Annotated in this window: 10 protein-coding genes; 1 reads left to right on the top strand and 9 read right to left on the bottom strand. The window is 58.9% G+C overall.

Annotation, left to right across the window (positions count from 1 at the left end):
- Window positions 1-62 precede the first annotated feature (62 nt).
- The 6 genes from LG327_RS03685 to folE all read right to left on the bottom strand — a co-directional run bounded on the left by LG327_RS03685 (window position 63) and on the right by folE (window position 8,308).
- The gene (locus tag LG327_RS03685) at window positions 63-2,654 is read right to left on the bottom strand and encodes a heavy metal translocating P-type ATPase (protein ID WP_404365912.1); all 2,592 of its coding nucleotides are present in this window, start codon (window positions 2,652-2,654) and stop codon (window positions 63-65) included.
- Between the two features lie 49 nt (window positions 2,655-2,703).
- On the bottom strand, window positions 2,704-3,021 hold the full coding sequence (locus tag LG327_RS03680) for a hypothetical protein (RefSeq protein ID WP_404365909.1): 318 nt from the start codon (window positions 3,019-3,021) through the stop codon (window positions 2,704-2,706).
- Between the two features lie 125 nt (window positions 3,022-3,146).
- On the bottom strand, window positions 3,147-5,408 hold the full coding sequence (locus LG327_RS03675) for a putative bifunctional diguanylate cyclase/phosphodiesterase (RefSeq protein WP_404365906.1): 2,262 nt from the start codon (window positions 5,406-5,408) through the stop codon (window positions 3,147-3,149).
- 60 nt (window positions 5,409-5,468) lie between these two features.
- On the bottom strand, window positions 5,469-6,764 hold the full coding sequence (locus LG327_RS03670; protein ID WP_404365903.1) for an HD-GYP domain-containing protein: 1,296 nt from the start codon (window positions 6,762-6,764) through the stop codon (window positions 5,469-5,471).
- A 452-nt stretch (window positions 6,765-7,216) separates the two neighbouring features.
- Window positions 7,217-7,657, bottom strand: a complete 441-nt coding sequence (locus tag LG327_RS03665) for a CoA-binding protein (RefSeq protein ID WP_404365900.1) — start codon at window positions 7,655-7,657, stop codon at window positions 7,217-7,219.
- A gap of 84 nt (window positions 7,658-7,741) precedes the next feature.
- Window positions 7,742-8,308, bottom strand: a complete 567-nt coding sequence (gene folE, locus LG327_RS03660; RefSeq protein ID WP_404365897.1) for a GTP cyclohydrolase I FolE — start codon at window positions 8,306-8,308, stop codon at window positions 7,742-7,744.
- A gap of 217 nt (window positions 8,309-8,525) precedes the next feature.
- On the opposite strand from folE, the gene LG327_RS03655 reads away from it, so the two are divergent.
- Window positions 8,526-9,446 (top strand): alpha/beta fold hydrolase, encoded by a 921-nt coding sequence (locus LG327_RS03655; protein WP_404365894.1) that lies wholly within the window; start codon window positions 8,526-8,528, stop codon window positions 9,444-9,446.
- Here the strand turns inward: LG327_RS03655 and LG327_RS03650 are convergent, their stop codons facing one another.
- The 3 genes from LG327_RS03650 to LG327_RS03640 all read right to left on the bottom strand — a co-directional run bounded on the left by LG327_RS03650 (window position 9,447) and on the right by LG327_RS03640 (window position 12,863).
- Window positions 9,447-10,514 (bottom strand): GGDEF domain-containing protein, encoded by a 1,068-nt coding sequence (locus LG327_RS03650; protein ID WP_404365890.1) that lies wholly within the window; start codon window positions 10,512-10,514, stop codon window positions 9,447-9,449. It abuts the gene before it with no gap.
- A gap of 92 nt (window positions 10,515-10,606) precedes the next feature.
- On the bottom strand, window positions 10,607-11,812 hold the full coding sequence (arsJ, locus tag LG327_RS03645; RefSeq protein WP_404365887.1) for an organoarsenical effux MFS transporter ArsJ: 1,206 nt from the start codon (window positions 11,810-11,812) through the stop codon (window positions 10,607-10,609).
- 43 nt (window positions 11,813-11,855) lie between these two features.
- Window positions 11,856-12,863: an ArsJ-associated glyceraldehyde-3-phosphate dehydrogenase gene (locus LG327_RS03640; RefSeq protein WP_404365884.1), complete on the bottom strand. Its 1,008-nt coding sequence runs from the start codon at window positions 12,861-12,863 to the stop codon at window positions 11,856-11,858.
- Between the last annotated feature and the right edge of the window lie 13 nt (window positions 12,864-12,876).

The raw sequence follows: 12,876 nt of genomic DNA, 5'->3' as shown, positions 1-12,876 counted from the left end.
CCAGAACCAGCCGATAATCGCAGCCATCAGAACAAGGCCTGCAATATTGACAAGTATGTCGGTCATTCGGTTCCCTCATCTCGGTGACTGGTCCTGAAAAAGCGCAGCCGGTTGGCATTGGTTACCACAGTAACCGAGGACATGGACATGGCCGCACCGGCGATAATCGGACTGAGCAGAACCCCCCAGACCGGATAGAGCACGCCGGCGGCGATCGGGATGCCCAGGGTATTGTAGGCAAAGGCGCCAAACAGGTTCTGGTAGATATTGCGCACCGTGGCACGGGAAATCTCGATGGCATCCGCCACCCCGTGCAGTGAGCCCCGCATCAGCGTGATGGACGCGCTCTCAATGGCGACATCGGTCCCTGTGCCTATGGCAAAGCCCACATCGGCGGCGGCAAGAGCCGGTGCATCATTGATGCCATCACCGACCATGCCGACCCTGTAACCCTGCTCGCGGAACTCCTCCACAATCCGGGCCTTGTCCTCCGGGAGCACCTCAGACCGGATTTCGTCAATTCCGGCCTCCCGGGCGATGGCGTTTGCTGTTGCCTCCACATCACCAGTGACCATGACCGTTCGAATTCCGGCATCATGCAGTCTGCGGGTAGCCGCTTTTGAGTCTTCCTTCAGGGCATCGGCGACGCCGATCACCCCGACAGGCCGGCGATTGATTGCCAGAAAAAGGGGCGTTCCGGCGTCCGAGGTTATGGCCTCGGCGGCTTCGTCGAGCTCGCCAAGATCGACTCCTTCGTCCTCAAGCCAGCGCCGGTTGCCCAGGCGCACGGTGGCGCCTTCAAAGCTGCCCCGCACTCCCTTGCCGTTGAGGGCCTCGAATCCCCGCACGCGATCCGGCTTGGTGTCGTCCTCTTTCGCCCGGGCGATAATGGCATCCGCCAGCGGGTGTTCGGAATGCTGCTCCAGGCCGGCGGCCAGCGCCAGAAGCCGCTCCTTATCATTGTCACCGGCAGGATGCAGCCGGGTAACGGCGGGTTTGCCCTGGGTAATGGTGCCTGTTTTGTCGAGGATGATCAGGTCCAGCTTGCCTGCCAGTTGCAGGGCATCGCCCTGGCGTATCAGGGCGCCATATTCTGCGGCCTTGCCCACGCCCACCATCACCGACATGGGTGTTGCCAGTCCCAGGGCGCAGGGGCAGGCGATGATCAGCACGGTGGTCGCGGCCACCAGCATATGCACAATCCTGGGGTCGGGACCGAAGTTGAACCAGGCCAGGGCGGTGACCACTGCAATCAGCATGACCGTGGGGACAAAAATGGCGGAGATGTCGTCCGCCAGCCGGCCAATAGCTGGCTTGGAGCCCTGGGCTTTTTTCACCAGCTGGATGATCTGGGCGAGGGCGGTTTCACTGCCCACCCGGGTGGCTTCGTAGATGATGGAGCCCTGCTTGTTGATGGTGCCCGCAGAGACCTCGTCGCCCTCGCGTTTGCTGACGGGCATGGGTTCACCGGTGAGCATGCTTTCGTCAATCCGGGTTTCACCTTCGACGATCTCGCCGTCCACCGGCAGCTTTTCTCCCGGCCGTACCCGGATCTGATCCCCGACCTGAACCTCCTCCACGGGCACGTCCTGCTCTTCGCCATCACGGATAACGCGGGCGGTTTTTGCCCGCAGATCCAGCAGCCGCCGGATGGCTTCCGATGTCTTGCCCTTGGCCCGCATTTCCAGGGCCTGGCCCAGATTGATCAGGCCAATAATCATCGCTGAAGCTTCAAAATACACGTGCCTTGCGGATTCCGGCAGAAGGTCGGGTGCCGTGACCACCACCGTGGAATAGAGCCAGGCGGTGCCTGTGCCAAGGGCGATCAGCGTATCCATGTTGGCGTTGTGGTGGCGGAAGGCCTTCCAGGCGCCGGTATAGTAATGGCCCCCGGTAAAGAACAGGATCAGCAGCGTAAGGCCCCCGAATACCTGCCAGATCAACCGGTTTTCCGGAGTAACCATCATGCTGCCAAAGCCCATGCCCCAGACCATCATGACGGCACCCAGTCCCAGCGCAACGGCCATTTTGACCATCAGGGTCCGGTACTGCTTCCGGCTTTCCTCCTTCCGCTCCTCGTCCGCGTGATCCGGGTCTTCAATTTTCTTTGCGCCATAGCCTGCGCTGGAGATGGCATCAATCAGGGCCTGAGTATCCGGATTGCCCCGTGCTGTTGCAGTGAGTTGCGCCAGATTCATGTGGGCGGACTCCACCCCGTCCACCGAAAGCATGGCGTTTTCTATGGTACGGACACAGGAAGAGCAGGTGGCGCCGGTGATGGCAAGCTCGACTACCTCTTCCGAATCGTCTTCTGAGCCGATGCCCCTGGTCTCATCCTGCCTGTTCACAGCTTTTCCGTTTTTTTCGGTCTGGTCATCCGGTTCGTGGGGCTCTGCGGCTTCATCCGGCCGGTCCTCTTCATGTTCCCTTGCCCCGGAGCTTGCCGGATAACCCGCTGCGGTGACCTTTTCCGCGGCTGCCTCCGGGTCAACTCCGGCGGGCAGTGTGACCAGTTGGCGATCAAGGTCGACACCAACCGAGGCCGGGTCATCCACAAGATCTTCCAGGGCGCTGCGAATCTTCCGGACACAGCCCTGACAGGATGCCCCGGAAATCCTGAGCTGCTGGTTCTGCTCATCCTCTGTTTTGTTCAATCAGGTACTCCTGTGTCGGATCAGTGGAGAAACACGTGAACGGAATCGGTCACTGCTCCCCTTTCGATCGCAGAAAAACACCGCACCGCTGGCACTGGTCCGGCGCCATCAATTTGGCCCGCCAGCCCAGCCGGTACCCACAGGCAGGGCAGGACAGCATGGCCTGAAGCGCCACTATTGGAGCAATAAGCAAGGCAATGATGACCCCCAGAGGACCCCAGCTCTCGTCACTGGACAGACCAAGCTGGCTGCTGAAAACCAGCACCAGGGTCAGGGTGAAAAAGGCAAAGATGAAATAGTTGCGATTCCAGACTTCCCAGCGCCGCAGGCGGCGGTTCTGTTCCGGAGTAAGGTAATTGGACGCCATAAGTTCCCGTTATCCAGTCGATCTTATAAGAGAGTGGGTCGTTCGGCTCGGGTTTTCAATGTCCCGGCTTCAGGTTACTTACGATGAGCGTGGCGCAGCAGCTTAACGAACCGGCCGGACGGGAATTAACGAAGGCCGGCCAGTTCTTCGAACCGAATTCCCTTTGCCAGCAATTCCTCGAGCTGATCCGCGGGAATGGGTCGGCTGATCAGATAACCCTGGGCCAGATCGCAGCGATGGCTTGTCAGAAAGCTGAGCTGGGACTCGGTTTCAACGCCTTCGCCTGCCACCTGGATACCCAGGTTGTGGGCCAGGTTGATAATCGCCCGGGTGATGACTGCGTCGTCGTGACGCTCGGTTACCCGGGTGATGAACGAGCGGTCTATTTTCAGCAGGTCCACCGGGAAGTCACGCAGATAGGCGAGGGAGGAATAGCCGACGCCAAAATCGTCTATCGACAGCTGAACTCCGAGCTTGTGAAGCCGCAGGAGCTGGTCCAGGTTGCGCTCCAGGTTTTCCACGAAAATCTCTTCGGTAAGTTCTACCTCGAGGCGACTGGGGGACACTCCATGTGTCTTCAGCGTCTGCTGTATGTGGTCCACAAGGCCCTCATCATCCAGCTCCCGCCCGGAAATGTTGACGGCAATCCGGATGTTGGCAAGAGGCCCCGAATTCCACGCCGCCAACTGACGGCAGGCGGCGCGCACAACCCAGCGTCCGATGTCCGTAATCCGCCCGCTTTCCTCGGCCAGCGGGATGAACTCAACAGGGGGTACAAGGCCCCGTGTTGGGTGCTGCCAGCGAATCAGGGCTTCGACGCTGCCAATTTTCATGGTCGTCAGGTCCAGCTGGGGCTGGAAGAAAAGGACGAATTCGTCCTGGGCAAGAGCGGTGCTGATGTCCCTGTCCAGCTCCAGCCGCATGACTTCCCGGTCCTGCATGCCTTCGGTATAGAACTGATAGGTATTGCGTCCGCTCTCCTTTGCCCGATACAGGGCAACGTCGGCGTTACGCAGCAGGATATCAGCATCCAGGCCGCTCTGGGGATAGACCGCCACGCCCATGGTAGCAGTGATGCTGTGCTGCTCGCCCTGCACCTCGAAGGGCTGCTGGAACGACTGTTTCAGCTGGCCCAGCAGGTGCACAACATCGTCAATTTCTTCCACATGTTGCTGGCAGACCATGAACTCGTCGCCACCTGCATAGCCAACGAGGACTCTCTCGTCGCCCAGCCTGCTGAGCCTTTCGGAAACCCTGGTTAGAAGTTCATCACCGAACTGGTGGCCGAGGGTGTCGTTAAGTATCTGGAACCTGTCCAGATCAATCATCACCAGTGCTACCTGGCGGAGCTGACGGTCTGCCAGGGTCAGGGTATGGGCCAGGTCTTCCATGAAGAACCGTCGGTTGGCCAGACCAGTGAGGGGGTCGGTGGACTCCAGGCGCTCGAGGGATTTCTGCGCGCTCTTGCGCTGATCGATTTCGGACTGAAGCTGGTTTCGGGTCCGGAGAAGAGCCTGATTGCGCTTGAGGATGCCCTGTGCCAGCAGTATTGATGCGCTGATCAGGAGACCCATGATGATGAGTGTGTAGAAGGTGAACGACGGCCAGAGGCTGCGATGCCGCTCCACCCAGGCATCCGTCGGTGCCAGCTCCAGCGACCACTGAATGGCGGGCAGTGTCAGCGGCACACTCTGGGCGAGGTCTTCGTGGACCGGATTCGCACTTTCGATCTCATGGGCAATGCGTCCTTCCTCTCGGATCAGAACGCGGAAATTCTGCCTCACCCGCGGGGTATCAAGGGTGCCAAGGAGATTTTCGAGCTGGAATACCCCCGCAACGAAGCCCATGTTTTCCTCGCCTTTACCGATGGGCTCATAGATCATCATCCCGGTGCCGCCCTGCGCCAGCTCGACCACGCCGGACATGTCCGGAAGACCGGTGCGGGCAGCTTCTGACAGCGCCTGGCGCCGGCTGCTGGGAAAAGCTACGTTGAAGCCGATTACCTGGCTGTTGCCCTCCGGCCGTTCGACCCAGCGAACGATATAGTTGCTGTCTATCCACACGATGGCCTGATAGGTACCGAAATGGTCAAGGTAGTGGCGGGCATCCTGGCGCCACAGCTTCTCCGGGAGGTCCGGCTGAACCCGACGGCGTTCAGCCATCCGGCGCAGGGCAAGCAGGTGGGCATTGAAATCCCGTTCAAGCTCCCGGGCCAGATTCTCCGCTTCTGTGGTGAGGCCAAGCCGGATCTGTGAATCTTCCTCCTGATCAATGCCGTAACTGAGAGCGATGGCAATAACCAGAAAGGTCACGAAAATGACAACAGGAAGGCCGGTGCTGAGCAGGCTGCGTCTGACAATGTCCGGTACGGGTTTCACATCTTTCACACAGCACTCCGGGTCGGGAGTATAGAGTTACGATTCATCCGGGAAACTTCAGAAGTCGTTCTATCCGACACGACTTTCATTAATGACGCCGTTTATCCTGCCTTCCAGCGAGACCCCATAAGCGCCATCCGGCAGGGGCTGCCGGATGCTGTAAGGGATTCCCCCGGCATCCAGGGGGGTGTCTGCGAGATCAACAATATACGGCGTCCTGGCGCGCTTGTCTGCGTCCAGAAGAAGCTCGACTCTGGGTTTGAGCTTCTTCCCCGGGTGGCTGGCTATGACCAGCGCCACCTCGCCTGTGTTCAGTTCCACCAGTGTGCCGGCGGGATAGACACCCACCATGCGAATGAAGGCTTCGATCATCTCGGCGTCAAACTGTACTCCCCGGCCCCGGTACAGGATTCGCAGGGCTTCGGAAGTAGGTACACCTTCGCGATAGCAGCGGTCGCTGGTGAGGGCGTCAAATGCGTCGACAATGGCGATGAGGCGGGCAAAGCGGCTGATCTGCCATTCCTGCAGCTGATAGGGATACCCCCGGCCATCCATGCGTTCATGGTGGTGCCGGGTCACGTCGCCGACGATGGGCTCGAGGGTGTGCTGTGACTGCAGCAGCTGATAGCCAAACTCGGCATGGCGACGCATCTTGCACATTTCCTCATCCGTGAGGGCGCCGGGCTTGTGCAGGATGGCCGGATCGATTTTCAGTTTGCCAATGTCGTGCAGAAGGCCACAGAGACCGATGACAGTCAGGTCTTCTTCCGGCATGCCCAAAAAACGGCCAAAGGCGATCGCATAGACCGCCACTCGCAGGCAATGTTCTGCCGTGTAGGCGTCCTGCGACTTTATCCGTGCCAGCCAGAACATGGCGTTGGCATTGGCCTGGATGCTCTTCACACAGCCCTGGATGAGCGGGCGTGCCTCCCGCAGGTCGAGCTCCCTGCTATGCTCAATGTCGTAAAGTATCCTGTCGACGAATGCCTGGCTGCCGAGATAGGCCGTCCGGGCTCTCGGCAGTTCCTTTACCAGGGAGCGGAATTCGGGGAGGGGCTCACTGAGCCTGCGATGCAGGTCAGATACCCGCGCCTGCAGGACGGCAATGGTTTTTTCATCACCCTCAACCATGACCCAGTGGCAGTAGTGGCGGAGGGTCTGGATCTGGGCTGGCGTATCGATGATAAAACCCTGAAAGAGCACAGGGACCTGGGTCCAGGGCCGATCCAGCTTGACCACCCGCATGCCAGTTTCCAGCATGTCCACGGGCAGCCGGGTCCTCGGGATTATCCGTCCGGTCTCCGGCTTTCCATCACTGGATTTGCGTCTGGAGGCCCCATCTTTCGGTTTTCGTCGAAAAAACATCGCGGTCTCACTGATCTCGTTGCAACGCCACGAGTATGCCAGAGAAATCGATGTCCGTATCTGCCACAAGTCCGGTTTGCGGTGGATAACCTGTTTTCCGTCCGGTTCAGAGCGGCAGGCTGCCCGCCCAGGAGGATGCAACACAGAATACCGTGATAACCAGAAACATTTTGGCGAACGACAGGGTCTGTTCAGTCATGGTACCTCTCCTTTTGGTGTTCGAATTCCGTCTCCTGACAGAAACTGAGCCGCAAGTTTGGTTCCGGAAAGCAGAAACCTGCGCCATGAACAGAGGTTGGGATTGAGTGTTCGCCCTCTGTCTCATCCACTCAAATCGGAAAGTGTAAAAAATCGTGACACTTTTCCCGGTTTTCACCGACTGCCGGTCAGGGTGTCACCTCCGGTCATGGCCGGTCACCTCCGGTAATGCAGGGGCCCTGGGTGGCGAGACATCAGGAAGCCGGGTGGGGCACAAGGGGTATGCCGAGCCGGGGAATTTCCCGTTTTGGACAGCGGTCCATCACCACCGACAGACCTGCGGCTTCAGCCCTGGCTGCGGCCTCTTCATCGATGACGCCCTCCTGAAGCCAGACCACAGGGATACCCTTTTCTATCGCCTTATCAACCACGGCACCCACTCTCTCTGAATTGACAAAGAGATCCGCCATATCCACCGGTTCAGACAGCGAGTCAAGGTCCGCCACGACGGTTTCTCCCAGCAGTGTCTGGCCGGCGAGGCGCGGATTCACGGGTATAACCCGGTACCCCCGGCCCTGAAGGTAGGCCATCACTCCATGGCTCGGGCGATGCGTCTTCTCGCTGGCGCCAACCAGGGCAATGGTCCGGATGGACTGGAGGATCTGTCTCAGCTGTTCAGGATTATTGAGGGGCATGGGTCATCCGCTCCGCAAATTAGTGATAATTGTTCGCGTGCACCAGCCTCGAGCCAGGTCTGGCACAGTCGGAATCAGGGCGGACTAACGCCTCTGAATCAGGTTGAGAAACTCATTCCGGGTGGCCTGTGACTTGCGGAAAGAGCCCAGCATCATGGAGGTTTTCATCAGTGAGTTCTGTTTTTCCACACCCCGCATCATCATGCACATATGCTGGGCTTCTATTACCACGGCCACGCCTTTGGCATGGGTGACTGTCTCAATGGCACCGGCAATTTCCCGCGTGAGGTTTTCCTGGATCTGCAGGCGGCGCGCATACATATCGACAATACGGGCAAACTTGGACAGCCCCAGCACGCGGCCCTGGGGAATATAGGCAATATGGCACTTGCCGATGAATGGCAGCAGGTGATGTTCGCACAGGCTGTACAGCTCTATGTCCTGAACCACCACCATCTCATCCATCTGGGATTCAAAAACGGCGTCGTTGACCAGCCCCTCAAGGGTTTCCTGATAGCCCCTCGTAAGAAACTGCATGGCCTTGGCGGCCCTTTCAGGGGTGTTGCGGAGGCCTTCCCGCTCCGGGTCCTCACCCAGTTTGTCAATGATCTCCCGATAATGCCCGGCGAGTTCGGTGAGTTTGTCAGTCATGATGGTTTCCAGTCGTCGTAGTGTCGCATTCAGGGCCCATTGTAAGCGCTGGAGCCTGTGGCACCAGTGACTTTTTTGCAGATGGCTACCAGCGCCCGTGGCATCCGCCAGCGCCAGTCTGAGAGCGCTGGACGTTCGTTTCTGGTCTCGTAGCGCAGTTTGATTTAAAGTCTTGGTGCAGATCCTATCAGACCCCGGGAGCAGGCAGGCAAAATTCATGGAGCAGGTCATCGCCCACTACGGTGGCAAAACCGGTGCCGACAGTGCACTCACGCCGGAAGAGTGGCAGGAAGGCGGTAAATGGTTCAGCTATGGTGAATATGCCATATTCAGCCGGATGTCGGGGGAGGGGGAGCCACTGGTTCTGCTTCATGGTTTCCCCACTGCAAGCTGGGACTGGAGCCGGCTCTGGCCTTTGCTTGCCCAGCAGCCCTATCAGCTGCTCGCGCTGGACATGATGGGGTTTGGCTTTTCGGACAAGCCCGTCAATTACGCCTACAGCATTGAAGACCAGGCCGATCTTTACGAGGGCTGGATTGAAGGCCTTCATCTCAAACGGGTCCATTTGATGGCCCATGATTACGGCTGCAGTGTGACCCAGGAGCTCCTTGCCCGAGAGCAGGAGGGACTGCTGAGATTCCGGATAGCCAGTGTCTGCTTTCTGAACGGTGCGCTATTTCCCGAGGTGCATCGCCCATTGATGATCCAGCGTCTGCTGTCGAGCCCGCTGGGAGGGCTTGTAAGCCGAGGCCTGAGCCGCAAGGTGTTCGACCGGAACTTCTGCCAGCTTTTTTCCGCGCAGCGATGTCCCGGGCCGGACGAGCTCGACCATTTCTGGCAGCTCCTGACCTACAACAACGGCCGGGGTATCCAGCATCGCCTGATTCACTACATGGAAGAGCGCCGGTGTCACCGCAATCGCTGGGTCAATGCCCTGCAGAGAGCGGAGCAGCCCATTCGGCTGATCTCGGGTACAGCGGATCCGGTTTCGGGGGTGGCCATGGCGCTGCGCTACAGGGAACTGGTGCCATCGCCGGATGTCGTCACCCTGCGTGGAGTTGGCCACTATCCTCATTATGAAAGCCCGGCGGAGGTATTCCGGGCATTCCGCGAGTTCCAGAAAAAAATCCGGGACTGATCAGGGGAGGCTGGTCATTTCACCGGTTTTAGACGCGTCCCCGCTGATGGTGGCGGCTCCCCGCATGCTTACCAGCCGGTTACGTCCCTGCGACTTGGCGGCATACAGCGCCTGATCCGCACGATTGAGCCATGTTGACCAGGTCTCTCCCTTGACGACTTCCGTCACCCCTGCGCTGGCTGTTATGGGGATATTTTCCCGGAACGGACCGGCACTGAAAGAGGTCAGCAACTGCTGGGTAAGGGTTTCCGCATCTTTTTGACGGGTTTCAGGCAGCACGATCATGAATTCCTCGCCACCAATACGGAACAGCTGATCGCTGTCCCTGAGCCTGCGCTTGATACGGATGACAACCTCCTGCAGTACCTCGTCGCCCGCTACGTGGCCCCAGCGGTCATTGATGCCCTTGAAGTGATCCAGATCCATGAGCACCAGACTTGAAACCCGCTCATAGCGTTCCCGCATCTGGATCTGGCTGTTGAGTATGTCGGCAAGCTGGGAGCGGTTGAGGCAGCCGGTCAGCGGATCCGTGGTGGCAATCCGTGTCAACTCTGTCTGCTGCCGGCCCACCAGCCAGGCAAACACCAGCACGAATATGCTGGTCAGGGCGAGGGAAAACAGAATGCGCCAGAAGTCGGCTTCCGGAAAAATGTTAAAGGCCACAACGGCCATCACGGCAATGAAAACAATCGCTGTAATACAGGCTTCCCGCAGGGAGAGCAGGAAAAATACTGCTGCGATGGCCGGATAGGCCCAGTAGAGCCCGGCGTGGCCATTGATAACAGTGGAGTAGGCAGAACAGATTACAGCCAGAGCCACGAAACCCCAGCCGCGGCCGAAGTACAGATTTCTCCAGTGCAGAAGGGCCATGACGAGGACTGCATTGAGGGAGAAAACCAGCAGCAGAAGCGCGAGCAGGCCGTTGCCCTGGTTCCACTGGACCATGACAAGGGGCGCTACCGCTATCAGTGCCCAGAAATGCAGATGGTAGACAATCTGCCTCCGGAAACCCAGGACGACAAGCGTCGGATTACTGGCTTGCACCGGTGGAGTTGACCATTCGTTCAACACTTTCCCCCAGGAGCTTCGAGTTGTTATTCTGCCCGGCTGTTATTGATTCGAGTCTAGCACGGCAATCGCTGGTGCCGCCCCCGGAATATTCAGGCAGTGGCAGGACGCACCACCGGCAAAGCCAGGGTCATCACTGCCGCCAGTGCCACCAGCCCGGCGGAAATCCAAAGGCAGGCTTCAAGGCCATAAACCTGATAGACCCATCCCGAAAGCAGCGTCCCCAGAAGCCGTCCCGCCGCATTGGACATGTAATAAAAGCCCACATCCAGCGAAACCCCGTCATCCCGGGCAAAGCTCACAATCAGATAGCTGTGCAGTGAGGAATTGACGGCGAACAGCACACCAAACAGAAGAAGCCCGCCAACCACCACGGTTTGCGCCGGAGCGCCCAGCAACAGCCCGATGGCAATACCCGCGGGCACCGTTGCCAGAACAAATGCCCAGGCCGCGACCAGTCCCCGCCCTGGCACGACGTTGCGATCACGACCGGTCAGGGCCGGAGCCACCGTCTGAATAAAGCCATAACCGATGATCCACAGGGCCATGAATGCCCCGACTTCGCCGAAGGCCCAGCCCAGCACCGTGTGCAGGTACACCGGCAGAGCCACCACAAACCAGACATCCCGGGCGCCGAACAGAAACAGCCGGGCGGCGGAAAGCACATTGATGGCCCGGCTCTTGGAGAGGATGTCACGGAATTTCGGTTTGGCACTGCTTCTGCCAAGCTCCTGCCTCAGCAGAAACAGGCTGGCCAGCCAGACCAGGACCAGAGCCGCCGCCATGATGACAACAGCACCCCGGAAGCCGGCGGCCATCAGCAATACACCCCCCAGGAAAAAGCCCACCCCTTTCAGGGTGTTCTTGGAGCCGGTCAGGATGGCGACCCACTTGTACAGCCTGCCCTGCTGGTTGCCCGGCACAAGCAGCTTGATGCCACTTTTGGCGGACATCTTGTTCAGGTCCTTCGCAATGCCAGACATGGCCTGGGCGGCCATTACCCAGGGTACGGTCAGCATGGCCGCAGGCACGGCCAGCATTGCCAGTGCGGCAATCTGCAGTGCCAGGCCCACATTCATCGTCCTGTTAAGGCCCAGGCGGGCACCAAAGTAGCCGCCCACCAGGTTGGTCACTATGCCGAAGAACTCATAGAACAGGAACAGCATGGCTATCTCGAGAGGTGAGTAGCCAAGCTGGTGGAAATGCAGCACCACCAGCATCCGCAGGGCGCCATCGGTCAGGGTGAAAGACCAGTAATTGCCCGTTATGACCAGGTACTGACGGATGGCCGGTGTCACAGCTTCCCTCTCCTGTAAATATACAACCGGCCCGCAAGCCCCATTAACCGGCTGCGGCGACTTTGCGTGCCAGCTCGACGGTCCGGTTGGCGTAACCCCATTCGTTATCGTACCAGGCGTAGATCTTCACCTGGGTGCCGTTAACCACCATGGTGGACAGGGCGTCAATGATGGATGATCGGGGGTCGGTTCTGTAATCAATGGACACGAGGGGACGCTCCTCGTAACCAAGAATGCCTTTGAGGTCTCCTTCCGCAGCTTCCCTCAGAAACCTGTTGACGCTATCCCTGTCAGTGGCGGTTTCCACTTCGAAAACGCAGTCCGTCAGTGACGCGTTGGTCAGGGGAACCCGCACCGCATGGCCATCAATGCGCCCTTTCAGCTCGGGGAAGATCTCGATAATGGCGGTGGCGGACCCAGTGGTGGTGGGTATCAGCGAACTGCCACAGGCACGGGCCCGGCGCAGATCCTTGTGAGGTGCGTCCAGAATGGTCTGGGTGTTGGTCAGGCTGTGAATAGTGGTTATTGAGCCATGCCGGATGCCCAGCTTTTCGTGAATTACTTTTACCACGGGTGCCAGACAGTTGGTGGTGCAGGACGCGGCGGTTACTATGCGGTCGGTGGCCGGATCAAACAACTGGTCGTTGACGCCCATTACGAGATTTCTGGCACCCTTTTCCTTGACCGGGGCAGTCACCACAACCCGCTTGACCCCCTGATCCAGGTAGCCCTGCAGAACATCCACCGTTTTCATCCTGCCGCTGGCTTCGATCACCAGACCACAGCCAGACCAGTCGGTGTCAGCAATTGTTTTGTTGCCAGTGACCCGGATACGGCGGCCATCTATTACGATGCTGTCGCCGTCGGCGACTGCTTCATGGTCCCACCTGCCATGCACACTGTCGAAGTTCAGCAAATGGGCCAGGGTCTTTGCATCTGCTCCGGGATCATTGATGGCCGAAAACTCGAATTCCGGCCATTCCCAGGCGGCCCTCAGGGCCAGCCGCCCGATTCTGCCAAAACCGTTGATACCTGCTTTTGTCCTGCTCATGATGTCTCTCCCT

The organism is Marinobacter sp., assembly GCF_044799475.1.
Classification (GTDB): Bacteria; Pseudomonadota; Gammaproteobacteria; order Pseudomonadales; family Oleiphilaceae; genus Marinobacter.
The sequence above is the reverse complement of the archived record's forward strand: the minus strand, read 5'-3'. Positions and strand labels throughout refer to the sequence as shown.

Excerpts from the sequence above, each read along its gene's own strand:
- LG327_RS03680 (WP_404365909.1), bottom strand. The coding sequence starts at position 3,021 with ATGGCGTCCAATTACCTTACTCCGGAACAGAACCGCCGCCTGCGGCGC.
- LG327_RS03670 (WP_404365903.1), bottom strand. The coding sequence starts at position 6,764 with ATGTTTTTTCGACGAAAACCGAAAGATGGGGCCTCCAGACGCAAATCC.
- LG327_RS03665 (WP_404365900.1), bottom strand. The coding sequence starts at position 7,657 with ATGCCCCTCAATAATCCTGAACAGCTGAGACAGATCCTCCAGTCCATC.
- folE (WP_404365897.1), bottom strand. The coding sequence starts at position 8,308 with ATGACTGACAAACTCACCGAACTCGCCGGGCATTATCGGGAGATCATT.
- LG327_RS03655 (WP_404365894.1), top strand. The coding sequence starts at position 8,526 with ATGGAGCAGGTCATCGCCCACTACGGTGGCAAAACCGGTGCCGACAGT.
- LG327_RS03640 (WP_404365884.1), bottom strand. The coding sequence starts at position 12,863 with ATGAGCAGGACAAAAGCAGGTATCAACGGTTTTGGCAGAATCGGGCGG.